The organism is Pseudomonas sp. GM49 (assembly GCF_000282355.1).
Classification (GTDB): Bacteria; Pseudomonadota; Gammaproteobacteria; order Pseudomonadales; family Pseudomonadaceae; genus Aquipseudomonas.
This window is the reverse complement of sequence record NZ_AKJL01000085.1, coordinates 33,625-57,732: the sequence shown is the minus strand read 5'-3', so window position 1 is coordinate 57,732 and position 24,108 is coordinate 33,625. Positions and strand designations below refer to the sequence as shown.

Genomic DNA, 24,108 nt, shown 5'->3' with positions numbered 1-24,108 from the left:
TGTCCACGCCTTCATCGTAGTCATGCAATTGCACCAGCGCCCAGCCCCCCAGTGTGAAGTGCCCGCCCAGCAAGACGCTCAGGCGACGGTCCAGCAGTGCCTGCAACGCCGCGGGTGAATTGTTGATCGCGCCGAACAATACGCCTTGGCCTGGCACACCGCCGGCTTCGGCATAAGCCTGCATCACACCGAACGCCATCTCGTCATTCGCGGCCCAGACCAACGACGTCTGCGGGTAGCGCTTGAACAACAACCTGGCCTGCTCGTAGGCGCGTTGCCGGTTCCAGCCGCCGTACACCAACTGGCGCAAACGTACTTCGGGGTGCTCGGCCAAGGCACGCCGCAGGCCCTTCTCGCGAAACTGCGCGGACGGGGTGATCTTCAAACCGGAAAACGCCAGCAGTTCGATCGTCTGGCCAGGGGCCACCGGGCCGCGCTGTCGAATCAGCTCCTTGAGCATCAGGTAGCCGCCCTCCTCGTCATTGGGCACCAGGCTACCGAGCAAATCGGGATACTTGTCAGGTCGGGCGCCGATCAGTTTCATCTGATCCGCAGTCAAGGCGTTGTTGACCATGAACAGCTTCACTCCGCTGCCTTTGGCCAGCCGCAGGATTTCGGGCGCGATGTATTGCTCGTTGACGAAGACCAGATAGTCGGGACGATGGGAACCCTGAAGGGCTTCGCGAGCCTGCCGGATAGTGTTTTCCGAGACGCGGTCGGAATACTGGATGCGCAAGTCCATCCCCAGGTCGGTCGCCGCGGCCTGCATGAACTGCGAGTAACTCATCCAAAAAGCTTCTGTGGGGGTTCCCGGGTTCAGGAACAGCACTGACGCCGCCTGGGCACAAGGTCCCACGACCATGCCCAGCGTCAGTAATACGCCACACAGAAACTTCAACATTGGTCGTCCGAGCCCCCGGAAATTCGCCGCGCATTATAGCCAGCGAACGTCCGTAAAACGGCGATTTTTCCGGTTTTTGTCAGACAATCGTCGGAACCGGGCCCGGACGGGGTCGTTTACTGATGGCTGACCCAGAAAACCGCCGTCCCCACGACCAGCATGATCAGGAACAAAATTGCCCAGGCATCAACGGTGCTATCGCTTTTCCGTGCTTTGGTTGGGTTGCTCATTGCATCGCCTCTTGTCGGTTTTATCGGTGATTGCATAAAGACTCGAGCAAAGTAAAGACGACGATTGCCCGCACCACAAACAAGGGCTTTGCAACAACAACTCTCATTAGGCGATTTGGTTCTTTACATATACTCAAACATCACTTTTGCGCATAACCGCAAACTGGTATCTTGCCCCGGCTCCGTAGGGAGTGCGCGGCCGTGCGCGCAGAATTGCCGAGGTTTTATCGGACGCCAGCAAGCCAAAAAAACGCCGCTGTTTCCGACCGGCCCAAGCCTGAGAACAGGACTTTTATGTACGTATACGACGAATACGATCAGCGGATCATCGAGGACCGCGTCAAGCAGTTCCGTGATCAGACCCGACGCTATCTGGCAGGCGAGCTGAGCGAAGAAGAATTCCGCCCCCTGCGCCTGCAAAATGGTCTTTATATCCAGCGTTTTGCACCGATGTTGCGAGTCGCCGTGCCTTACGGCCAACTGACTTCGCGTCAGATACGAATGATGGCCAAAATTGCCCGCGACTACGACAAGGGCTACGCCCACATCAGTACCCGGCAGAACGTGCAGTTCAACTGGCCAGCCGTGGAAGACATTCCGGACATCCTGGCTGAACTGGCCACCGTGCAGATGCACGCGATCCAGACCAGCGGCAACTGCCTGCGCAACGTCACCACCGACCAGTTCGCCGGTGTCGCCTTCGATGAGCTGATCGACCCGCGCCCATGGTGCGAGATCGTCCGTCAGTGGACTACGTTCCACCCGGAATTCGCCTACCTGCCGCGCAAGTTCAAGATCGCCGTCAACGGCTCAACCTCCGACCGCGCCGCCATCGAAGTCCACGACATCGGCCTTGAGCCGGTGCACAACGCCGCCGGCGAACTGGGCTTCCGTGTATTGGTGGGTGGTGGCCTGGGCCGTACACCGGTGGTGGGGGCATTCATCAATGAATTCCTGCCGTGGCAAGACTTGCTGAGCTACCTCGACGCCATCCTGCGGGTCTACAACCGCTATGGCCGTCGCGACAACAAGTACAAGGCACGGATCAAGATCCTGGTGAAGGCACTGACGCCTGAAGTCTTCGCGCAAAAAGTCGATGCGGAGATGGAGCACCTGCGCGGTGGCCAGACCACGTTGACCGAAGCCGAAGTGCAGCGCGTCGCCAAGCATTTCGTCGACCCGGACTACAAGGCGCTGGAAAACCAGACCGCCGCACTGGCCGAACTCGACCAGCAGCACCCGGGCTTCGCCCGCTGGCGCGTGCGCAACACCCTGGCCCACAAGAAGCCGGGCTATGTGGCCGTGACCCTGTCCCTGAAGCCGACCGGCGTTGCACCGGGCGACATCACCGACAAACAGCTCGACGCCGTGGCCGACCTGGCCGACCGCTACAGCTTCGGTCAACTGCGCACCTCCCATGAGCAGAACATCATCCTGGCCGACGTCGAGCAGGACAAGCTGTTCGCCATGTGGGGCGAGTTGCGTGAGCAAGGCTTCGCCACGCCGAACATCGGCCTGCTGACCGACATCATCTGCTGCCCGGGTGGTGACTTCTGCTCCCTGGCCAACGCCAAGTCGATCCCGATCGCCGAATCGATCCAGCGCCGTTTCGACGACCTGGACTACCTGTTCGACATCGGTGAACTGGACCTGAACATCTCCGGTTGCATGAACGCCTGTGGTCACCACCACGTCGGCCACATCGGCATCCTCGGGGTGGACAAGAAGGGCGAAGAGTTCTATCAGGTTTCCCTCGGCGGCAGCGCCAGCCGTGACGCCAGCCTGGGCAAGATCCTCGGCCCGTCCTTTGCCCAGGAAGCCATGCCTGACGTGATCGAAAAGCTGATCGACGTGTACATCGAACAACGTACCGAAGACGAACGCTTCATCGACACCTATCAGCGTATTGGCATCGACCTCTTCAAGGAGCGTGTCTATGCAGCGAATCATTAAGAACAACGAGGTCGTCGACGAGACCTGGCACCTGCTGCCCAAGGATTTCAACATCGACGGGATCAGTAACTGCGACGACCTCATCGTGCCGCTGCAGCTATGGCGCGAACACAGCCGCATGCTCCTGGCCCGCGACGGCGGCCTGGGCATCTGGCTGGACGCCGATGAAGAAGCCGAGGAAATCGGTGAAGACGTGGCGCAGTTCCAGGTCATCGCCCTGAACTTCCCGGCATTCACCGATGGCCGCAACTACTCCAACGCCCGCCTGCTGCGCGACCGTTACGGTTTCAAAGGCGAATTGCGGGCCATTGGCGATGTGCTGCGCGACCAGCTGTTCTACATGCATCGCTGCGGTTTCGATGCCTTTGCTGTACGCCCCGACAAAGACCCGTACGAAGCCCTTGAAGGCCTCAAGGACTTCTCGGTGACCTATCAGGCCGCTACCGACGAACCGCTGCCGCTGTTCCGTCGCCGCTGACCGTCACGCCTTGAACCCCGGCCCGGGGTTCAAGGCGTTTTACACTTCCCGCTAAAACACCGGATGATCCACCAACGGAATCGGCCGCCCCATGGCGACCCAGTCGCGGTACAGCCGGACTCGATCCTCCAGCACCACGAACAACCTGAACGGATTGTCCGCATCGGCCATCCGCGTTTCGACACACTGACGCAACCAGCCCCACAACTCCTCTGAAGCATCCGCTTCATGCAGCAAGCGCCATACCCGCGCCTGTAACGATAGATAGTCGACCCGGAAATCCGCTGTCAGGCTCAACCCGTCCATGACCCTCAGCAACGTGCTGCCCGATGGCTTGACGGCCAATCGTTGCCAGATCTGTTGCCGCGCCTCGCGCACGCTTTCGTCGCCCTCCTCCAGCCAGGGCGTCGCACCGCCATAATCGGCACCCGGCTCACTCAGCCACAGATTGATACCGGTGCGCTCACGATGACTCACCAGGCGCAACAACGTGTCTTCATCCGTCAGCGGGTTACCCCACAGTTTCACCCGGTCCCGGGAGACCGCCTGATTCAGAATCGCGTATGGAACCCGGTCGATCCGGTTGCCGCGCAAGTCAATCGAGGTGAGGTACGGCTGATCGGCGATGCCAATCGGGCAATGGCGAATTCCGGTGTTTCTCAAGTTCAACACGCGCAACTCATTCAACCCCAGTACAACGGGCGGGACAGCCAAAGGGTTGTCGCTCAGATCCAGCGTTTGCAGGCTCACCAGATCACAAAACTGTGAAGCCGTGTTCTCCTGAAGCTGCAGAAAGGTGGAAGCCAGGCTGAGCGTTTTTAGGCGGGTCATCTGACGGACCGGCGCAGGCAATACCCCCTCCAGCACGTCGTTTGCGTTGAGCCGACGCAGGTCGACACGCTCCAGGTTCAGGGAGCGCAGATTCGGAAAGCTTTCCAGAAAGGTGTCCAGGCTCTCGCGCTCGACCAAGTGCAGGCCCCTCATCGATATCTCAACGACATCATTGAAGCGCACGTTCATCGCCGGCAACCGATGGAAGTCCTCGAAACCCAGATCCAGCCTGTAGCCGGAAAACTCTTCATCGGACAGCACTCTATTGATCCGGGGCGGGCATTTTTGCCAAATGCTCATCAGTTCGTCGCCCAGTTCCATTCGTGTTTCACGCTCGTAATCGATCACGCTTTGCAGCAGTTCGACATTGTGCGCCGCCACCTGCTGAGGACTCATGCCCGCGGCATCTTCATCACCTACCGCCAGAAAATCCACATCCATGTCATCGGCATCCAGCACAGCCTGGTCGACCCACTGGCGCAGGTCGGCATGCAGCTGCTGCATCTCGAGAGTCAGGCGATCCACCAGTGCTTGTGCACCAGCACCCGCCATCAGGAGTAACTCGTCCGCCTGGGCATCGGTGAAGTCCGGGTACAAACTCTTGACCTGCAAACGCTTGATTTCGTGGGTCAGCACAGCGGCCTGTGGCGTATTCGGAAAGCCGCCGCCGCGCAATCCCGGGGCCTCGAAGGGCAAGCCCGAATCCATTCGATTCAAACCGAGCATCAGCTCGGAACGGGGCAACGAATGCGTGCCAATACGCAACCGCAACTGGCTGGCCGCATCTGGCGAACGCAGCGACATCGCCGTGCGCTCCTCCACGGACAACAGGTCGACCAGCGCGGTAAACAGATCCGAACCCTCGCTGTCGGTAGCGGCCACTGCAGAATACCGATAACGATCACCCTCCTTGATCAAACGCCGACAATCCGCTGAATCGAGCGGACCGCAACGGTCCAGGACCCGACCACTGATTGATCCGTCGAGCACTTCGATACGCAAGCCTTTCGGCCAATCGGGCAGGCGTTGCAGGGAATGAAACGCCAGGACATCGGTTTCCGGATGGACAACCGAGCGCAAGTACAGGCCTTCATAAGCCCGGTTGAGTCGTACGTGTTGTTGATACTCCCGCGCCTTGCTGTCCAGGCGCTTGAACAGTTGCAGCGCCTCGTCAGCATCGAAGGGCTGATCGATGTCGACTCCCGAACGGTCGAGGATTTGCTCCACGGCACTTTTCGGCAACCCGGGGTATTCGCCCTGAAACAAGCGAATCCAATCCTGGTCCGAACGCTGCAGCGCCTGATAGCGGGCATTGAACAATCCGGCCCGCGCTTGCGGATCGGCGACGGTTTCGAGTTCCCGATCGAGCTTGAAGCGCGTAATGGTGTCGGCGAGCAACGGTGTCGGCGGGCGTCCGGCCTGCATCAGGCGCAGCATATCGTCGTCGACCGTACTGACCTGCGCGATTTGCGCCAGCACCTCATCACTGAAGGAAGCAAGTGGCGCGCAAACGCCACGCATCGGCTCCAAACGTGTCGACACGGGCGCCGGAGCCGATCCGGGTGTGGGCTCGGCCGGCGTTTCGCGAGGCGTGTCGGGAGGCGGCTCGCTCCCGGGTTCCCGGGGCTCACGCAGCGTTCCGGCGATTTTTTCTTCCCCCTTGAGTGCCGCCACCGCCCCGGCCAGTGGAAGCGCATTGAGCAAGCCGAACACGGTGCGCGTCACGCCTTCGGAGCGCTGCTCGGGTGTTTTGCCGTTGATGGCCTGATCGAGGCCGTAACCGGCGTCGATCAGGCCGGCCAGCACCAGCACACCCTCGCCTCCTGGAATGAACAACGCCAATGGACCCAACCGATTGATCCACTGTACAAGCGGTTCCACCACCGCGCTCAGGTTGTCGCGGTTGACTTGGGCATCGTCGCGAATGGTTTTGACACTGGCCATGGAGGCTTGCTTCATGGTCAGTACCAGTTGTGCGAACGGATCGGTGTCGGTCGGCGCACGCGCAAGGTCGATGTAGTCCTGCGGATCCCAGAAACCGTCGTTGTTGAAGAGCCCGGCGCTCTTTTTCAGCCAGTGCTCCTTCGGGTAAACCGCCATGCCCTCCAACGCCGTCAACACGCCCGCATGGAAAGTGCCGTCTTCACGATCATCCTCGGCAAAGTGCGCAACCAGCGCTTGCCGCGTAGCGTCCACCGCGCCTTGAGCCACGATCCATTGGCGCAGGTGCTGGAAGTCGGTGAATTCATGCAAGGGTGAGGAATTGCCCGGGATATTCAGCAAGACCCTGCCACTGTGACGGTGGCGAAAACACCAGATATCGTTTGATGTGTAGCGATAGATCGTCAGCCGGCCGACTTCGATCGGTGCGCTGACGCGGGTTGGCGCCTGCACCTGGCCGATGGTCAGCGCATTCCAGGTCTGCTCCGCTGGCAATCCGGCGGCCTGCATCGCCAGGGCCAGGCCTTCCTGACTCAAACTGCCCTCCTGATGCTGCAGGCAGGCGCTCATGATAAAGGCGGCCTTGGCCGAGGTTCTCAGGTCGTAAGGCTCTGTCTGGACGATGCGCTTATCGGAAGGCCAGGCGTGGTCAAGGTAAGCCTGATAGCGGGTTTGCAGATCCAGTTCCCATACCCATTGTTTGAAATCGGCCGGCCGGAGGGCGATTTGCGTGGAGGGGCCATAGGTCTGCGGTGTTGTGCACCGGTAGATCCCCTCATAGTCCCGGTAATAATCCACGACTCTGGCAGGTGGCTCATCAACGATGCGTATCTCGGGACCGATGTCCGCAGGCGTGTACAAGCCGAACGCCGTTTCACCGAAACGACCGTCACCCACCGTCTGATAATTCGACAGCAATGCCTGCACCAGGGTGCGTGAATTGTTCACCTTTCCCTGGTGGATCGCGTCATGCGCGGCGCTAGCGTCGGTGTCGTAGTCCAGCGTTACCAGCAGAGCTGTTTGCGGATCGATGGCCTGCCCCCATTTTTCCGTTATCAGTGCTGCACCGAATTGCTCGGGGGATTGCGGCAGCGCTGTCGCTACCGCCGTTTTCAGTTCATCACGCAAGGGCGTGACAGGTGGATGTGGCGGTGCGTAGTGGCCGTGCGAATAGTCGTTCATGTGCATTCCGTTGCAAATATTGGAGAAAATGCAACATAGCGACCGGTGGCTGGGTCGGCAGCAGGAAGGGCTCGTCAGCGCGTCTGGGAAATTTCGCTGATGCGTGAAGGATGTAGCAGCTGCCGAGCCTGCGAGGCTGCGTTCGAGGACAAAGTCCTCGCAGGCTGGTGTACGCGGTTTGTCTGATACACCGAGCTGCACGGTTTTGCGACTGCTTCGCAGCCGAACGCAGCCTTGTAAACTCGACAGCTGCTACAAAGGACCGTTTCAACTTCAAAAACCGCAGCAGGCGCTGCGGTTTCATTTTTTCGAAGGCAACAAAAGCGTTACCAGAAGCGTTGCTGGGTCAAGCGGCTCCACCAGCTCAGCAGCACGCGATCGACCGAACCGCTGGCGGCCATGCCGATGCGTTCCGGCAGGCTTTTGCGTTCGGAGTAATGCAGGTGATAGAGCTCGGACTGCCTGGCCCGTTCGGCGAGGTATTCATCACTGGTCTTGAGTTCGTCGACCAGATGTTTGTCCAGCGCTGCGACGCCGAGCCAGATTTCGCCGGTGGCCACTTCATCGATCGCCAGTTGCGGGCGATAGCGCGACACGAAGTTCTTGAACAGTTGGTGGGTGATGTCCAGGTCTTGCTGGAACTTCTCCCGGCCCTTCTCGGTGTTTTCGCCAAACACGGTCAGGGTGCGTTTGTATTCCCCGGCGGTCAGCACTTCGAAATCGATGTCGTGCTTTTTCAGCAGGCGATTGACGTTGGGCAACTGCGCCACCACGCCAATCGAGCCGAGGATCGCGAACGGTGCACTGATGATCTTCTGGCCAATGCACGCCATCATGTAGCCACCGCTGGCCGCGACCTTGTCGATGCACACGGTCAAGGGCACGCCGGCCTCACGGATACGCGCCAGTTGCGAGGAGGCCAGGCCGTAGCTGTGAACCATGCCGCCGCCGCTTTCCAGGCGCAGCACCACTTCGTCCTTCGGTGTGGCGAGGGTCAGCAAGGCGGTGATTTCGTGGCGCAGGCTTTCGGTGGCCGAAGCCTTGATATCGCCGTTGAAATCCAGCACGAACACCCGGGGTTTGGCCTCGGGTTTTTTCTTCTGTTTTTTGTCGGTTTTGGCCTGTGTCTTGCGCAGGGCCTTGAGCTGGTCCTTGTCGAGCAAGGTTTGCTCCAGGCGTTCGCGCAGCCCTTTGTAGAAATCATTGAGCTTGCTGACCTGCAACTGGCCGGACGACTTGCGCCGTCCCTTGCTGCGCAAGGCCGCAAAACTGGCCAGGACCACCAGAATGGCGATCACCAGGGTCACGGTCTTGGCCAGAAAAATGGCGTACTCGGAAAAAAACTCCACAGGGACTCCTCAAACGATGCGCGGCTCGAACGCGCGCGGGATACTTCCAGCATACCCATGCTCCGACCTTGCGACCAGTCGTGAAACCTCTGGCAACAGGCCTGTAACGGGCATTTCAAACAAGCGTATGTTTTTTCATTGACAGCACACCGCCATCCCCATAACCTCGCCAAACCTTCAACGTACCGGGATGACGCGGACGTGGGCAGTATCTATTTGATTCGACATGGCCAGGCCTCCTTCGGTGCGGACGACTACGACGTCCTGTCGCCGACCGGCATTCGTCAGGCTGAAATCCTCGGCCGGCACCTGGCCGAACTGGGGATCAGCTTCGACCGCTGCCTGGCAGGGGATCTGCGCCGCCAGCAGCACACGGCCAACAGCGCGCTGGAACAATTCGCCGCGGTGGGCCTGCCGGTGCCGCTTCTGGAAACCGACTCCGCCTTCAACGAATTCGATGCCGATGCGGTCATCCGCGCGCTATTGCCGGCCATGCTGCCGGACGAACCCGAAGCCTTGAACGTCTTGCGCAACGCCGCGCAAAACCGTGGCGAGTTCCAGCGTATTTTCGCCCTGATCATCGAACGCTGGCTTGCCGGCACCTATGACACACCGGGCCTGGAAAGCTGGTTGGGGTTTGTCGAGCGGGTGCGGGCCGGCTTGCACCGCATCCTCGACCAGGCCGACAACACCCAGAAAATCGCCGTATTCACCTCCGGCGGCACCATCACTGCCCTGCTCCACCTGATTACGCAAATGCCTGCCCGGCAGGCCTTTGAATTGAACTGGCAAATCGTCAACACCTCGCTCAACCAGCTTAAGTTTCGTGGTCGCGAGGTGGCCCTGGCTTCCTTCAACGGACATGCACACCTGCAACTGTTGAAGGCCCCGGAACTCATCACGTTTCGCTGAGTCCGGACTATTGTGACCCTGGCTGTAATCACCCAGCTCTTATTACCCAAGAAAGGATCGAACCATGACCTCCGTAGCTGATGCCGTACAAGCAATGAAAGCCAAGTTCAACCCAGCCGCTGCCGCCGGTCTGGACCTGGTTTTCGGTTTCCGCATCGACGACACCAAGAACTTCTCGCTGATCGTCAAGAACAGCACTTGCGAGCTGCAGGAAGGCGAAAACCCGGACGCCCAGGTGACCCTGGTGATGGATGGCGAAACCCTGGAAGGCATCGTCGACGGTTCGACTGATGGCATGCAAGCGTTCATGGGCGGCAAACTGCGCGCTGAAGGCGACATGATGCTGGCCATGAAACTGTCCGAGCTGTTCCCGTCGTAAGCACCTGGCTCCCGATCTTCGGGAGCGTGCCTGCTGCAAACGAATCCCGCCCCTAGTGGCGGGATTCGTCGTTTTTGCCTGCCCCCTCTCCACAGGGTATGAGTGGTGCCTGTGAGGTTTCCGCTCTTACAATGCCTCAACCTCCCACACCGGCCGCCCCATGGACATCGACCTCGCCCGCACCTTCCTCGAAATCGTCCGCCATGGCAGCCTGGCTGCCGCCGCGGAAAAGCTCCATGTCACCCAGACCGCCATCACCGCGCGGGTGCAAAAACTCGAGAGCCAGCTGGGCAGCACCCTGTTCGTGCGCAATCGTGCCGGCGCCCGCCTGACGCCCAACGGCGAAGCGTTCGTGGTGTACGCCAATCAGCTGGTGCAAACCTGGGAAGCCGCGCGGCGTGACTTGCCGTTGCCCGAGGGCTATCGCGATGTGCTGCACATCGGTGGCGAAGTGAGCCTGTGCAACCCGCTGATGCTCGGTTGGGCCGGCGAAATCCGCAAGAACATCCCCAGCCACGCCTTGCGCATGGAAATCCGTGACGGCGAAAACCTGCTGCGCCAACTGGAGTTGGGCGTTCTGGATGCGGCGCTGGTGTACCAGCCCGAGTATTGGCCGCGTTTGCAGGTCGAGCAGATTCTCGAAGAAAAGCTGATTCTCGTGCGCCTGGCCGACAAGCCCGATCCTTATGTGTACATCGATTGGGGCAGCGAATTCCGGCGCCAGCACGACGCCGCCCTGCCGGAAAAGGCCAAGGCTGCGCTGAGTTTCAATCTCGGCCCGCTGGGCTTGCAGTACCTTCTTGAAAATGGCGGCAGTGGCTACTTCCGCACCCGCGTCGTGCAGAGTTACCTGGAAAGCGGCGCCCTGGAACGGGTGCCCAAGGCTCCGGAATTCAGCTACCCGACCTATCTGGTCTACTCGCGCGATCGTGACTCGCCGACGCTGCAATGTGCCTTCGACCTGCTGCGCAAGGTCATCGATTCCGACGAAGACTGGTCGCAACGCTGGGATCCGCTGACCTGAAACCGGTTTGCACCGGATCATGGCCGTTGCGTCCTCAAGGTTCGGCCCGCCAGATCACCGGGATCGGCTAATCTGAAAGAAATAACAATAACGACAGGTGATTGCAGTGAGGCAGACCACCGAAGGATTCCGCAGCCGTTACCGCGCCGACATTCATCCGCTCTACAACCCTTGGCTGCACGGCGCTTTTGTCCTGTTGTTCGGGGTACTGGCGATCAGCGTTTTCTGGAGCAACGTGCATCAGGTGCGGCCAGCGCAATGGCTGGCGGTGCCCGTTACGCTGTTGTTGTTCAACCTCGGCGTGTACATGGTGCACCGCCACCTGGGTCATCATAGAAAGAGCTTCGCCCGGCTTTTTTATGCCCGTCACGCAGGCGACCATCACAGCTTTTTCACCCCCGGCCACATGACCTACGACAGCGCCCGCGACTGGCGGGTGATTCTGTTTCCGGCATGGCTGATTGTGCTGCACACCCTCGCTGTCGCCCTGCCTCTCTGGTGGCTGCTCAAGCACATCGATACCAACGTCGCGGGATTGGTCGGCGGCCTTCTTGTCCTCGGTTACCTGGCCTATGAAGTGTTTCATGCCTGCGAACACCTGCCGCCGCGCAACCCGATCACGCGATTGCCGTGGATCCGCCAGATGCGCCGGCTACACGAACTGCATCACCGTCGCGAATTGATGCAGGAGCGTAATTTCAACATCGTTTTCCCGCTGATGGACTACCTGTTCGGCACCCTCTATTGGGAGCCGGAACCTGTGCCGCTCAACCCGCCGAGAACGCCCATGACCCGCATGCAGCATCAGATTGTCATTGCCGGACACCCGGTCGACGTACTGACCTACGCCAGCACCGTGACCTTTTGGCCGCAATGGCATCCGTCGTCGCTGCGCATCGATGGGCCAAAAGGTCCTTTGCATGCCGGCGCACGTTTCGAGGAAGACATCCGCGCCGGCGGCCGCGACGGGCACTTGAGCTGGGAGGTGGCGGAGTACCTGCCCGGACGGCGCTGGAGCGCACGGGCCCAGGGTGATCATGGCCTGTCGCTGATGGTGACCTATGAATGCGATGCCACAGGCGAGGACACACGTTTCGTCCGCACCCTGGAATATCAATTCAGCGGTCTGGCGATGCGGATCGCCAACCGGGTGCTGCTCAAGCGTCGCATCGACCACGAATCGGCGGCGTCGATGCAGGCGCTGCGCGACATGGCGCAAAAACATCTGGCGGCGTCAGGAGTCAACGCGTGAGCAGAACCTTCAAGTGTCTGTTGCTGGTCATCGTCGTCATCGTCGCCTTCCTGCTACTGATGCCGACCAAGGTACGACCGGTGGCCTGGACGCCACAACCCGCGCCGTCCCTCTCCAGCGGAATCTACGCCGACAATCAGCGGCTCAAAGGCGTGGAGCGCGTCGGGGCCGCCGACATCAACGGGCCGGAAGCCTTGTTGCTGGAAAACGACACGCTCCTCACCGGCCTGCACGACGGTCGCCTGATCCGCACGAGCCTGGACGGCAAAACCACCAAAGTCCTGGCCGATACCGGTGGCCGGCCACTGGGGCTGGCCCGGCATCCCAATGGCCTGCTGGTGATCGCCGATGCCATCAAAGGCTTGTTGTCACTCGATGCCCAGGGGCGTCTGGTGGCCTTGACCACAGAGGCCGACGGCGTCCCCTTCGGTTTTACCGACGATGTGGCCATCGACAAACCCGGTCACTACGCATATTTCAGCGACGCTTCGAGCCGGTTCGGCTATGGCCACGACGGTGAGGCCGTGCTCGAACACGGCGGGGATGGTCGACTGCTGCGTTACGACTTCCAGACCGGCAAGACCTCGGTTGTGCTGGACAAGCTGGAGTTTGCCAACGGCGTAACCCTGGGACCGGACGATGCCTATGTACTGGTCAATGAAACCGGCGCCTACCGCATCAGCCGGTATTGGCTCAGCGGCCCGAAGGCCGGCACCCATGACCTGTTCATCGACAACCTGCCAGGGCTGCCGGACAACCTGTCGTTCAATGGTCACGACCGGTTCTGGGTGGCACTGTATGCCCCCCGCAACGCATTGCTCGATGGCACGGCCGCACATCCGTTCGTGCGCAAGATGATCGTGCGGGCCATGACCGTCTTGCCCAAACCCGTGGAAAAACGCGGGTTTGCCCTCGGTCTGGACCTTGAGGGCAAAGTGATCGCCAACCTGCAGGACGGCAGCAGCGACAATTACTCGCCCATCACCACGGTGCGCGAGTATGGGGACTGGTTGTACTTCGGTTCGCTGAAAGCGCAGAACATGGTGCGATTGCCTTTGAGCAAGGCATTGCAATGAGCAGTACCCCTCTCTGAATCACCGTACCCCCCTGTGGGAGCGGGCTTGCTCACGAAGACGTCAGCACATTCAACATCGACATTGACTGGCTGGCCCAATTCGCGAGCAAGCCCGCTCCCACAAGGACAGCGTTCAGTTCACCGGGATATTCGGGCTGGGTCATGAGGGCACCTCGTTGAGAGCCGTAACATCGGTCTCTGAGCATTCGAGGTGCCGTTTTTTGTGCCGTTCCAACTGTTCAGCCACCGGTCGTCGGTGGCAGGCTGGTGGGTCAGGACGACGAGCCAAGTTGCTTGACGATCTTGTCCTTGACCTCCAGGCGCTTCGCCTTGAGCTTCGTCACCGTGTCATCGCTGGATTTGGCCTCCTCTGCTTTCACCACTTCGGCATCCGCCTGGGAATACTTGTTAAGCAGTGAATCCAGTAACGGATCCTTGGTGCGTTTCTGCTGGACTTCTTCCTTTGAGCGTTTCAGATCCTGATAAAGGTCATGGGGCACCGGCATGGAACACCTCCGTTTGTTGATCGGCAGCGAATCGCGATCAATTGCGTTCACCAATTATCAGAATGGCCTCGGTTAGCCCGTTCTGTCGACCACCCGTCAGACCAGCGGTGCCCGTTCGTCGTCCTGTCTCAAATGCGATAAAACCTTGCCTGCGCCGGCGCTTCCACCGGTTTCAGCCGTTAAGCACCGTGCGCACCATTTGCCTGAGTGCTTCGGGATTGTAGGGCTTGCTCAGCAGGTGGGTGTCGGGGCTGAGCTGGTGATTGCGCGAGATGATGTCGCGGGTATGCCCCGAGGTGAACAGCACGGCCACCGGTGGTTCCTGCACTTTCGCCCAGGCCGCCAGATCCGAACTCTTGATCAGGCCGGGCATGACCACGTCGGTGAATATCAGGTCCACCGCCAACCCTTCCAGCAACATTTGCATGGCGACGTCACCATTGGTGGCCGTGAGGATCTGATAGCCCTCTTCGCGCAACAACTCCACCACCGAGACCCGCACAGCCTCGTTGTCTTCGACCACCAGGATGCGTTCGTGCCCGCCCCTTTGCGGCACATCAGGGCTCACCGTTTCACCGGGTGCCGCGCGCAAGGTGCGCGGGAAGTACAACTGCACCCGAGTCCCCTGCCCCACGTTGCTGGCAATTTCGATATGACCGCCACTCTGTTTGACGAAACCAAACACCATGCTCAAGCCCAATCCGGTGCCCTGACCATCGGCCTTGGTGGTGAAGAACGGCTCGAACGCCTGGGCCAGCACCTGCGGCGACATGCCAACGCCGGTGTCTGTCACGGACACCCGCACATAGTCCCCGGCGGCAATGCCCTTGCCGACGCAAAACCTGCGATCCAGGACGATGTTGTCCGCACAAAGATCAATGGTCCCTTCACCCTGCAGGGCGTCCCGGGCATTGATCGCCAGATTGAGAATGGCGTTTTCCAGTTGATTGCGATCGACAAACACATTCCACGAATCTTCGGGTGCCGTCATCTGCACCTGAAGGGTTTCACCCAAGGCACGCTGCAACAGTTCCGCCAGGCCATCGAAAATCTGCCGCAATGTGAAGACCGCGGGCGACAACGGTTGGCGACGGGCGAATGCAAGCAATTGCGAGGACAGCTTGGCACCGCGTTCGACGGCGGCAATCGACGCCGAGACCCGGCGCTGCACATTGGCGTTATTCGGCTCATGGCGTGCCAACAGGTGCAGGTTGCCAGCGATCACTTGCAACAGGTTGTTGAAGTCATGGGCCACACCGCCAGTGAGGCCACCGATGGCTTCGAGTTTCTGTGACTGGCGCAGTTGTTCTTCCGCCGCCAGCCGCGCCTCGACCTCATCGGCCACCCGCTGCTCCAGGTTGCGGGTGAACTTGAGCAGAGATTCTTCGGCGGTCTTGCGCTCGTGAATATCGATCAGCACGCCGGGGAACCGAAATGCCTCCCCCTGCTCATCGAATTCGCAGCAACCGCTGGCGAGCACCCAGAAGTAACTGCCGTCGGGACGCTGGATCCGGTACTCGACGTTGTAGGGTTCGCCAGTCTCGACCGACAGTGCGATCCGTTCCTGGACCCAGCTACGGTCGTCCGGATGGATCCGCCCTTCGACGATTTCCTGTGACAGGTTGCCCAAGTCTTGCCCGGGTGGATAAGAGAACGTGCGAGCGAAGCGCTCATCACCCGACAGCACGTTGGTCTTGATGTCCCAGACAAAGGAACCGAGCAAGGCACCGGCGTTCAACGCCAGGCGCACCCGCTCGTTATCCGCTCGATAAGCGTCTTCGGCCGCCTGACGCCGGCGTTCGGAAATCACCCGCTCCGTGGTTTCCACCACCATGCCCATGACCCCGGCCGGGCGCCCGTCATCGTCGGCCACCGGACTGTAATAGAGGTCGAGCCAGACATCCTCGGGAACGCCGTCGCGCAGCAATACCAGGACTTTATTGCGATAGGACAAGGTGTCGCCTGCCAGGCAGGTATCCACCACGTGGCGATTGAATTCGGCGACTTCTGGCCAACCCAGCTCCACCGCAGCCCCCAGCAGGTACGGATGACGCCCACCGGCAAACTTGGAGTAAGCGTCGTTATAGATCATGTACCCGGACTGGCCCCAGAGCATCACCATCGGCAGCGGGGACGCGAGCATCAACTGCACCGTGCTGCGCAGGCTCCTGGACCATGAGTCGAGTGGGCCAAGTTCGGTCAGGCTCCAGTCGAACGCACGAATGCGCCCGGCCATTTCGCCGTTCCACCCGGAGCACCCGTGGCTATCCTCTAGAAACTGCATGACTTGGCTCTATCCCGGTCATTTGCATCCGTTTGTTTCGAGCATCCTGCACGCTATTCGTTTCATAGAGGTATAGCTGATTCTGAGGCTTCCTTGTCGAGCCTGGAATCTGTGGCCAATAGAGATTCCTGTGGGAGCGGGCTTGCCCGCGATAGCAGTGTCCCTGCCGCCATATTTGTTGAATATGCTGACGTATTCGTGGGCAAGCCCGCTCCCACAGGGATCTCCAGTGATTGAAAATCCTTGGTCGTCAAATTCCGGTGCTTTAAACCTCAATCAAGTGCTTGAGCGGGTTGTAGCTGCTTTTCAGGGTGGCCGCGACATCCAGAATCGCCTTCTCGATGCCATTCAAGTGCATGCAGGTCAGCTCGATGGCCGCGCTCTGGTTGCCCGCTTCGATGTACTCGATCAGCCGCAGGTGCTCGTCGTCGCGGCAGGCTTCGTGGCTGTCGTCATCCAGCGCGGCGGCGTACAGCGACGCCCGGGAAATCAGTTTCTGGAACCAGTCGAGCAGCACCGGGTTGTTCAGGCTGCGGGCCAGTTTGATGTGGAACTCGCCGAGCAGGTGAATCAGCCGTTCGTGATCACCGCTTTGATGCGCTTCATCCTCCAGCAACAAGTGATCGCGCAGGTCCTGGGTCACCGCCGTATCGCGACGACGGCACAGTTCGCTGACGATACCGATCTCGACCAGACGCCGGGTTTCGAATAGTGAGCGGATCTCCTCGTCACTGGGCAATGACACCGATGCACCTTTATTGGGCTCGGTGGTGACCAACCCATCGGCCTCCAACTGCTTGAGCGCAGCCCGCACAGACGTGCGGCTGACGTTGAACAGCTCGGCCAGCGAGGCTTCGCCCAGCTTCATCCCCGGACGCAACGAGCGCTTGCTGATCGCCTCGTAAACCCCTTGGTAGACGCGGTCGACCGTGGTTTCCAGTTTCTTTTCCGTCATTCATCAACTCCTTGCGCCCTGTGCAAACAACCCTGGCGAATGATCAGCCTTTGAAAAAGGGGCTTGCACGAGCAGATTAATCCGGGTATTTCTAAATTGCATCCAGATTTTGCATACAATAATTAGAGGAATGCACCATTATGGGTCATCCAGTTGCAATTGAAGTGCGAAACGTCTCAAAGCGGTATTCCGACGACCCCGGGCTGGCGCCAGCCCTCGACAATGTTTCTGTCGACATCGCCGACAACGAATTCTTCACCCTGCTCGGCCCCTCGGGCTGTGGCAAGACCACTTTGCTGCGCACCATTGCCGGCTTCGAACACGTCAGCGACGGTGAGATCCGCCTCGCGGGCGAGCCGGTCAACGATTTGCCGCCGTTCAAGCGTCGGGTCAACACGGTGTTCCAGAGTTACGCGCTGTTTCCGCACATGAGTGTTGCGCAGAATATCGCCTTCGGCCTCGAGATGCAGGGTCTTGATCGCAAACTGATTCCGCAGCGCGTCGATGAAATGCTCGCGCTGGTGCAAATGCAGCACCTGGCCCGGCGCAAACCGGCCGAGCTGTCCGGCGGCCAACAGCAGCGTGTGGCTCTGGCCCGGGCCCTGGCGCCGAAACCGAAAGTGCTGTTACTGGATGAACCGCTGTCGGCCCTGGACCTCAAGCTGCGCAAGGAAATGCAGGTCGAACTCAAGCGCGTGCAGAAAGAAGCCGGGATCACCTTCATTTTCGTTACCCACGATCAGGAAGAAGCCCTGACCCTGTCCGATCGCATTGCCGTGATGTCCGCCGGCAAGATCCTGCAAATCGGCACGCCCAACGAGATCTACGAGCGCCCACAGCATCAGTTCGTCGCACAATTCATCGGCGACATCAACTTCCTCCCCGGTCATCTCAAGCGCGGTCAGCAGAACGAAAACCTCTTCGTGCCTAACGGCATGCCAGTGGAAATCCCCTGCCAGGCCCAGGGCTTTGCTGGCAGCAAGGTGCAACTGGCGTTCCGCCCCGAGCGTTCGCAACTGGTCGAGCCGACGCAGCCGCATCACCTGCGCGGCGTGATCGAGGCCGTGCTGTATGTCGGCACGGCCACGCTCTATCAATGCCGCTTGAACAATGACATCCAGGTCATGTTGCGCGAGAACAACGAAGGCCTGAACCACGGGCGGGTGGTGGGTGATCGCGTCGCGGTCAACCTGCCGCCCCACGCCTGCCTGTTGATGGAGGCCTGAGATGAGCGTCAGCAGCACTTCCCCAGCCCTCAACCGTGCGCTGCTGCTCAGCCCGGTGGTTCTGACCCTGCTGGCCCTGATCGCCATTCCACTGGGCATCATGGGCTACATCAGCCTGTTGCCACGCAACGTCTACGGTGGCGTCGACTGGCAGGCCAACTGGCAATTGCAAAGTTACGTGCAGCTGTTTTTCCAGGAAGGTTTCGACGGTGAACTCGAACTGAACTGGGTCTACGCCCAAGCGTTGTTGCGCTCGGTGTTCCAGGCCGGTGGCACCACAGTGTTGTGTTTCCTGTTCGGTTTTCCGGTGGCGTTGTGGATGTCGAGCCTGACACCCCGTCGGCGCAACCTGATGGTGTTGCTGATCACCATCCCGTTCTGGACCAACCTGCTGATCCGCAACTATGCGTGGCTGATCATCCTGCGCGAACACGGCTGGGTCGCCCAGAGCCTCAACGCGCTATTCCCGCAAGCCGGTGGCATCACCCTGCTCTACAACGACTTCGCGGTCAGCGTCGGCCTGGTCTACAGCTTCCTGCCATTCATGATCCTGCCGATCTACTCGACCCTGGAAAAACTCGACTGGCGTCTGGTGGAAGCCGCCTACGACCTCGGTGCCAACCGCTGGCACGCGTTGCGCCGGATCATCCTGCCGCTGTCGATGCCGGGCGTGATTGCAGGTGCCTTGCTGGTGTTCGTGCCAAGCCTGGGTGCGTTCATTACCCCGGCGATCCTCGGCGGTGGCAAGACGTTGATGATCGGCAACCTGATCCAGCAGCAATTCGGCACTGCGCGCAATTGGCCGCTGGGCAGTTCGCTGTCGTTCCTGTTGCTGGGGATCATGTTGCTGTCCCTGGTGCTGTACGCCCTCTATAGCCGCAATGCCGCCAAGACCCTGCGTCGGGGAGCCCAAGCATGATTGCCCTGCACCTGAAAAAACTGCCCCTGACCCGTGAAGTCAGTCTGCTGATGCTGGCCTATCTGTATCTGCCGATTTTCGTGTTGATCGCCTACAGCTTCAACGCCAACCGCTCGGCGACGGTATGGACCGAGTTCTCGTTCGCCTGGTACGGACGCATCCTGGCCAACCCGTCGATCCAGACCGCGGCACTGAACTCGATCATCGTCGCCAGCATCGCCACGGTCTGCGCCACGGCCATTGCGTTGCTCGCGGCGCTGGCGACTTACCGGCCGTTCTACGGACAGAAAATGGTCGAGGGCGGGATCAACCTGCCGCTGATCCTGCCGGAGATCGTCACAGCCGTCGCCACCCTGCTGCTGTTCATGGCGCTGGGGATCAAGCTCGGTTTGCTGACGGTGATCGTCGCGCACATCGGCTTTTGCATTCCCTTTGCCTACCTGCCGATTCGTGCACGGCTCAACGACCTGGACAAGAGCCTGCTGGAAGCGGCGAACGACCTGTACGCCAACCCGTGGCAGGTGTTTCGCCGGGTGACCTTGCCGTTGCTGTGGCCGGCGGTGCTGTCCGGTTCGGTGTTGGCGTTCGTGGTCAGCCTCGACGATTTCATCATGACTTTCTTCGTCGCCGGGCCGGGTTCGACGACCCTGCCGGTGTACATCTTCTCGGCGATCAAGGCCGGCGTGACGCCGGAGATCAATGCGATTTCGACCCTGATGCTGGTGATTTCCATCGTGCTGGTGGTGCTGGCCTTCTGGCTGGGACAGCGCGGCAAACAACAATAAGCCTGGAGACGTCTTTATGAGCAAGAAAGTGAAAAGCCCCCGTTTTGCTGCTGCCAGTTTCGCCGTTGCCGGTCTGGCCTTGAGTTGCTTCACCGCGTTCACTGCGTTCAGCGCCCAGGCCGCCGAGCCCAAGGAACTGTTCTTCTACAACTGGACCGACTACTACCCGGTCGACCTGCTGGCCAAGTTCGAAAAGGAGACCGGGATCAAGGTCACCATGGACGGCTACGACAGCAACGAAACCCTGCTGGCCAAGTTGCAGGCCGGCGGCGCCGCGTATGACGTGATCGTGCCGTCCCAATCGATCATGCGCACCCTGATCAACCAGGACCTGCTGCTGGAAATCGACGCCTCGACCCTGCCCAACTTCCAGTACGTCAAACCGGCGTTCCGCGACCCGGGCTTCGACCCTGGCCGCAAGTTCTCGGCACCGTACCTGTGGGGCACCACCGGGTTCTCCTATGACAGCGCCCGGGTGCCTGGCGGCAAACTCGACGACTCGTGGAAAGAGTTCTTCGAGCCACGCAAGGAACTGCAAGGCCAACTCGCCGCCCTCGACACCTCCAGCAGCGTGATCAACGCCGCCAGTCACTACCTGAATGTCGACGAATGCAGCGAAAACCCGCAGGACGCCAAGCGCATCCTCGAACTGCTGCAAAAACAGAAACCCTTCCTGAAGATGTACAGCTCGGACAACACCGTCGACCGTATGGCCTCCGGTGAAGTGATCATGATGCAGAACTGGAACGGGTCTACAGCGCGGGCCACCTTGCAGAAGAGCACCATCAAGTACGTCTACCCCCGTGAAGGCCTGGCGATGTTCCAGGACAACTTCGCCGTACCGAAAAGCGCGCCACACCCCGGCAACGCGAAGATCTTCATCGACTGGATGATGAAACCCGAGAACGCCGCCGCCGTGTCCAACGCCATCGCCTACGACAACGGCATCCAGAGCGACAAGCTGATCGACGCCAAATGGCGGGTGATGGATGCCATCAACATGCCCGATGAATTCGCCTCGCGCCTGCGTCCGGAAAAGGAATGCAGCAACAAGGCGCGTGAGCTGCAGGACCGAATCTGGGCCAAGCTCAAGGGCTGATTGTTTGACTTGAAACCGAGTCGCGGCCATCGCGAGCAAGCTCGCTCCCACAGTGGATCTTCGGCGTTCACAAAGTCCCTGTGGGAGCGAGCTTGCTCGCGATGAGGCCCGTCCAGACACCACAAAAATTGAGGTTTGCAATGAATCAACCCCGCTGGCTGCGCAACGTGCGCCCCTACGGCGCCCCCGCCGAAGACCTGCTGATCGAAAACGGCCGGTTCACCCTGCGTCGCCCGGCCTCGACTACCGAGCTGCTCACCACCGACATCGACGGCCAGAACCAACTGCTCACTCCCGCCCTGGTGGAAAGCCACGTACACCTGGACAAAACCCTCTGGGGTCAACTGTGGCGCCCCAACAGCGCCGGCCCGACCCTCAAGGACTACATTGCCAACGAAAGGCGCATTCTGCGTGAAGTCACCACCCCCATCGCGCAACGGGCCGGTGCCCTGCTGGAAAACTGCATCGCCCGTGGCTCGCTGACCATGCGTTGCCATGTCGACATCGACCCGGAATTCGGCCTGCGTCATGTCGAGGCCATGCAGCAACTTCGTGAAAACTACCGCGACCTGATCGACCTGCAACTGGTGGTGTTCCCGCAAACCGGCCTCATCAGCCGCCCCGGCACCGCCGAGCTGATGCGCGAAGCGATGGCCCTGGGTGTGGAGAACGTCGGTGGACTGGACCCGTGCGGTATCGACAATGACCCCATCGCACAACTCGATTTCGTCTTCAAACTGGCCAGCGAGTTCGACCGTGGCGTCGACATACACCTGCACGACAAGGGTGAGCTGGGCCTGTGGCAGATCGCCCTGATCGCCGACTACACCGAGCGCTTCGGCCGCGAAGGCCGGGTGATGATCAGCCATGCCTACTGCCTGGGGATGTTGCCGTGGAGCCAGGTCAAACCGGTGGCCGAGCGCCTGGCAACGCTGGGTATTTCGCTGATGAGCTCGGCCCCGGCCGATTGCGCGGTGCCACCGTTCCTGGCCCTGCGGGAAACCGGTGTGAATCTGTGCCTGGGCTCGGACGGCATTCGTGATGCCTGGTCGCCCATGGGCAACGGCGACATGCTGGAACGGACGATGTTGCTGGCGTTCCGTTTCGATTTGAACAAAGACGAGGAACTGGCGGCAGCGTTCGAAGCGGCGACCGTCAACGGCGCCCAAGCGCTGGGTTGCGAAGCCAATCGCCTGGAGATCGGCCAAGCGGCGGACTTCTTGCTGATGCCGGTGCAAACACTGGGTGAAGCCGTGGTTTCGCGGCCGCTGCGTCAGGTCTATCGCGCGGGTCAGTTGATTGCTGAGGGTGGCCGTTTGCTGGAAAGCCGCCTGTGAAGCGCATCGGCTTGCGGGCCAGTTGCGTGGTCGGCTTCGATGGCACGCAGCATGTGCTGTGGCGCGACGGCGAAGTGGTGTTCGAAGGCTCACGCATCGAGTTTGTCGGACGCGGTTATCCGGGGTCGGTGGATCAATGGATTGATTACGGCAACGCGCTGATCGGTCCCGGCTTCATCGATCTGGATGCCCTTGGCGACCTCGACTCCACGGTACTGACCCTGGACAACGGCGACGAAAGCATCATGGGCCGGATGTGGTCGGCGGAATATCTGGCGCGTGGATCGCGGGAAAGCTACAGCCCCGAAGAAGAAGTCTTCAAATACCGCTACGCCTTCACCCAGTTGATCCGCAATGGCATCACCACAGCCATGCCAATCACCTCGATGTACTACCGCGAGTGGGCCGAGACCTACGACGAATTTGCGGCGTTAGCCGGTGTGGCGGCCGAGTTGGGGCTGCGCACCTACCTCGGCCCCTGCTACATGAGCGGCATGAGTTACTGGCAGGCCGATGGAACCCTGGCGCACCACTGGGACGAAGCCCGGGGCATGGCCGGACTCGATGCCGCTGAACGGTTTTTCCGGGATTTCGATGGCGCGCATAACGGTCTGATTCGCGGTGCGCTACTGCCCGATCGCATCCAGACCTGCACCCCCGCGTTGCTGCAACGCACCGCCGCGCTGAGCCGGGAACTGAACGCGCCGATGCGTTTGCACTGCTGTCAGGGTCTCGGTGAAGTGGCGATGGTCGAGCAACTGCGCGGCACTTCGCCACTGGGCTGGTTGCAGCACCTGGAGCTGCTGACCCCGCGCAGCCTGCTGCCCCACGGTATCTACACCCGAGGCGATGATGACCTGCAACGGCTGGTGGATGGCGGCACAAGTCTGGTGCATTGCCCGGTGGTGTTTGCCCGGGACGGCGAGGCGCTGAATTCGTTTGGGCGCTATCGGGCCAAGGGCATCAACTTCGCCCTGGGCACCGACACCTGGCCGGCGGACTTGCTGGACAACATGCGCCAGGGTTTGAACATCGCCCGGCTGATGGAGGGCGGTAACGACCTTACCAGCACGCTGGATCTGTACAACGCCGCGACACTCGGCGGTGCCAAGGCGCTGGGCCGCGACGATATCGGTCGCCTCGCACCGGGCTGCAAGGCCGATATCACTGTGTTCAACCTGCGCGGGATGCACCTGGGGCCGCTTTTCGATCCGCTGAAGAATCTTGTTCTGGCCGGCCGCGGCGATGACTGCATCGCCAGCTATATCGACGGCCGCTGCGTGATGCACGACGGTCAGGTCCAGGGCGTCGACTACCCCGCCCTGCAACGCCAGGCCCAACGCCAATTCGAAAAACTGATGCGCAGTCACAGCGACCGGGCCTTTGGCCAACCGGACTGGAAAAGCCTGTTCCAGCCGGCCATCCCGTTCGCCGACGACTACAGCGCCCACACGCCACTGAGCGCGATCGATCCACTTCTTTAGAGATTT

Annotated in this window: 19 protein-coding genes; 13 read left to right on the top strand and 6 right to left on the bottom strand. The window is 60.5% G+C overall.

The window, feature by feature from the left end; translation table 11 throughout:
• The coding region (locus PMI29_RS20990; RefSeq protein ID WP_007995953.1) for an ABC transporter substrate-binding protein at window positions 1–901 on the bottom strand (901 nt) is incomplete at its 3' end.
• Window positions 902–1,425: 524 nt separating this feature from the next.
• On the opposite strand from PMI29_RS20990, the gene PMI29_RS20995 reads away from it, so the two are divergent.
• Both PMI29_RS20995 and PMI29_RS21000 read left to right on the top strand, forming a co-directional pair.
• Complete coding sequence (locus PMI29_RS20995) at window positions 1,426–3,084, top strand: nitrite/sulfite reductase (protein ID WP_007995951.1); 1,659 nt, start codon at window positions 1,426–1,428, stop codon at window positions 3,082–3,084.
• A complete protein-coding gene (locus PMI29_RS21000) occupies window positions 3,068–3,562 on the top strand; it encodes a DUF934 domain-containing protein (protein ID WP_007987432.1) in 495 nt (164 codons plus the stop codon). The genes PMI29_RS20995 and PMI29_RS21000 overlap by 17 nt, the downstream gene beginning before the upstream one ends.
• 51 nt (window positions 3,563–3,613) lie before the next feature.
• Here PMI29_RS21000 and PMI29_RS21005 read toward each other — a convergent pair whose 3' ends face one another.
• The gene (locus PMI29_RS21005; RefSeq protein WP_007995950.1) at window positions 3,614–7,516 is read right to left on the bottom strand and encodes a dermonecrotic toxin domain-containing protein; all 3,903 of its coding nucleotides are present in this window, start codon (window positions 7,514–7,516) and stop codon (window positions 3,614–3,616) included.
• 326 nt (window positions 7,517–7,842) lie between these two features.
• Window positions 7,843–8,865 (bottom strand): protease SohB, encoded by a 1,023-nt coding sequence (sohB, locus tag PMI29_RS21010; RefSeq protein WP_007995949.1) that lies wholly within the window; start codon window positions 8,863–8,865, stop codon window positions 7,843–7,845.
• Window positions 8,866–9,066: 201 nt separating this feature from the next.
• On the opposite strand from sohB, the gene PMI29_RS21015 reads away from it, so the two are divergent.
• From PMI29_RS21015 to PMI29_RS21035, 5 genes are all read left to right on the top strand, one after another.
• The gene (locus PMI29_RS21015) at window positions 9,067–9,777 is read left to right on the top strand and encodes a histidine phosphatase family protein (RefSeq protein ID WP_007995948.1); all 711 of its coding nucleotides are present in this window, start codon (window positions 9,067–9,069) and stop codon (window positions 9,775–9,777) included.
• A gap of 64 nt (window positions 9,778–9,841) precedes the next feature.
• Entirely contained in the window at window positions 9,842–10,156 is a 315-nt protein-coding gene (locus PMI29_RS21020; RefSeq protein ID WP_007976511.1) for an SCP2 sterol-binding domain-containing protein, read from the top strand.
• Between the two features lie 160 nt (window positions 10,157–10,316).
• A complete protein-coding gene (locus tag PMI29_RS21025; protein ID WP_007995946.1) occupies window positions 10,317–11,180 on the top strand; it encodes a LysR family transcriptional regulator in 864 nt (287 codons plus the stop codon).
• 106 nt (window positions 11,181–11,286) lie between these two features.
• A complete protein-coding gene (locus tag PMI29_RS21030; RefSeq protein WP_007995944.1) occupies window positions 11,287–12,432 on the top strand; it encodes a sterol desaturase/SRPBCC family protein in 1,146 nt (381 codons plus the stop codon).
• Window positions 12,429–13,508 carry an SMP-30/gluconolactonase/LRE family protein gene (locus PMI29_RS21035; protein ID WP_007995942.1) on the top strand — a complete coding sequence of 360 codons (1,080 nt, stop codon included), beginning with the start codon at window positions 12,429–12,431 and terminating at the stop codon, window positions 13,506–13,508. Before PMI29_RS21030 ends, PMI29_RS21035 begins: the two co-directional genes overlap by 4 nt.
• A 271-nt stretch (window positions 13,509–13,779) precedes the next feature.
• Here the strand turns inward: PMI29_RS21035 and PMI29_RS21040 are convergent, their stop codons facing one another.
• The 3 genes from PMI29_RS21040 to PMI29_RS21050 all read right to left on the bottom strand — a co-directional run bounded on the left by PMI29_RS21040 (window position 13,780) and on the right by PMI29_RS21050 (window position 17,252).
• A complete protein-coding gene (locus PMI29_RS21040) occupies window positions 13,780–14,013 on the bottom strand; it encodes a DUF465 domain-containing protein (RefSeq protein WP_007995940.1) in 234 nt (77 codons plus the stop codon).
• Between the two features lie 172 nt (window positions 14,014–14,185).
• Entirely contained in the window at window positions 14,186–16,297 is a 2,112-nt protein-coding gene (locus PMI29_RS21045) for a hybrid sensor histidine kinase/response regulator (protein ID WP_007995939.1), read from the bottom strand.
• A gap of 265 nt (window positions 16,298–16,562) precedes the next feature.
• On the bottom strand, window positions 16,563–17,252 hold the full coding sequence (locus tag PMI29_RS21050; protein WP_007973313.1) for a GntR family transcriptional regulator: 690 nt from the start codon (window positions 17,250–17,252) through the stop codon (window positions 16,563–16,565).
• Window positions 17,253–17,392: 140 nt separating this feature from the next.
• Between PMI29_RS21050 and PMI29_RS21055 the strand changes: the two genes are divergently transcribed.
• The 6 genes from PMI29_RS21055 (at window position 17,393) to PMI29_RS21080 (ending at window position 24,102) form a co-directional block, all read left to right on the top strand.
• Window positions 17,393–18,478, top strand: a complete 1,086-nt coding sequence (locus PMI29_RS21055) for an ABC transporter ATP-binding protein (protein ID WP_007995938.1) — start codon at window positions 17,393–17,395, stop codon at window positions 18,476–18,478.
• Between the two features lies 1 nt (window position 18,479).
• Window positions 18,480–19,397 (top strand): ABC transporter permease, encoded by a 918-nt coding sequence (locus tag PMI29_RS21060; protein ID WP_007995937.1) that lies wholly within the window; start codon window positions 18,480–18,482, stop codon window positions 19,395–19,397.
• Complete coding sequence (locus tag PMI29_RS21065; RefSeq protein ID WP_007995935.1) at window positions 19,394–20,182, top strand: ABC transporter permease; 789 nt, start codon at window positions 19,394–19,396, stop codon at window positions 20,180–20,182. Before PMI29_RS21060 ends, PMI29_RS21065 begins: the two co-directional genes overlap by 4 nt.
• A 16-nt stretch (window positions 20,183–20,198) precedes the next feature.
• Window positions 20,199–21,281 carry an extracellular solute-binding protein gene (locus PMI29_RS21070; RefSeq protein ID WP_007995934.1) on the top strand — a complete coding sequence of 361 codons (1,083 nt, stop codon included), beginning with the start codon at window positions 20,199–20,201 and terminating at the stop codon, window positions 21,279–21,281.
• 140 nt (window positions 21,282–21,421) lie between these two features.
• Window positions 21,422–22,618 (top strand): amidohydrolase family protein, encoded by a 1,197-nt coding sequence (locus PMI29_RS21075; RefSeq protein WP_007995932.1) that lies wholly within the window; start codon window positions 21,422–21,424, stop codon window positions 22,616–22,618.
• Window positions 22,615–24,102: an amidohydrolase family protein gene (locus PMI29_RS21080; RefSeq protein WP_007995930.1), complete on the top strand. Its 1,488-nt coding sequence runs from the start codon at window positions 22,615–22,617 to the stop codon at window positions 24,100–24,102. Before PMI29_RS21075 ends, PMI29_RS21080 begins: the two co-directional genes overlap by 4 nt.
• Window positions 24,103–24,108 lie beyond the last annotated feature (6 nt).

Coding starts and splice junctions, on each gene's coding strand:
- PMI29_RS21040 (WP_007995940.1), bottom strand. CDS start 14,013: ATGCCGGTGCCCCATGACCTTTATCAGGATCTGAAACGCTCAAAGGAA.
- PMI29_RS21070 (WP_007995934.1), top strand. CDS start 20,199: ATGAGCAAGAAAGTGAAAAGCCCCCGTTTTGCTGCTGCCAGTTTCGCC.
- PMI29_RS21020 (WP_007976511.1), top strand. CDS start 9,842: ATGACCTCCGTAGCTGATGCCGTACAAGCAATGAAAGCCAAGTTCAAC.
- PMI29_RS20995 (WP_007995951.1), top strand. CDS start 1,426: ATGTACGTATACGACGAATACGATCAGCGGATCATCGAGGACCGCGTC.
- PMI29_RS21025 (WP_007995946.1), top strand. CDS start 10,317: ATGGACATCGACCTCGCCCGCACCTTCCTCGAAATCGTCCGCCATGGC.
- PMI29_RS21045 (WP_007995939.1), bottom strand. CDS start 16,297: ATGCAGTTTCTAGAGGATAGCCACGGGTGCTCCGGGTGGAACGGCGAA.
- PMI29_RS21065 (WP_007995935.1), top strand. CDS start 19,394: ATGATTGCCCTGCACCTGAAAAAACTGCCCCTGACCCGTGAAGTCAGT.
- PMI29_RS21050 (WP_007973313.1), bottom strand. CDS start 17,252: ATGACGGAAAAGAAACTGGAAACCACGGTCGACCGCGTCTACCAAGGG.
- PMI29_RS21055 (WP_007995938.1), top strand. CDS start 17,393: ATGGGTCATCCAGTTGCAATTGAAGTGCGAAACGTCTCAAAGCGGTAT.
- PMI29_RS21000 (WP_007987432.1), top strand. CDS start 3,068: ATGCAGCGAATCATTAAGAACAACGAGGTCGTCGACGAGACCTGGCAC.
- PMI29_RS21075 (WP_007995932.1), top strand. CDS start 21,422: ATGAATCAACCCCGCTGGCTGCGCAACGTGCGCCCCTACGGCGCCCCC.
- PMI29_RS21005 (WP_007995950.1), bottom strand. CDS start 7,516: ATGAACGACTATTCGCACGGCCACTACGCACCGCCACATCCACCTGTC.
- PMI29_RS21060 (WP_007995937.1), top strand. CDS start 18,480: ATGAGCGTCAGCAGCACTTCCCCAGCCCTCAACCGTGCGCTGCTGCTC.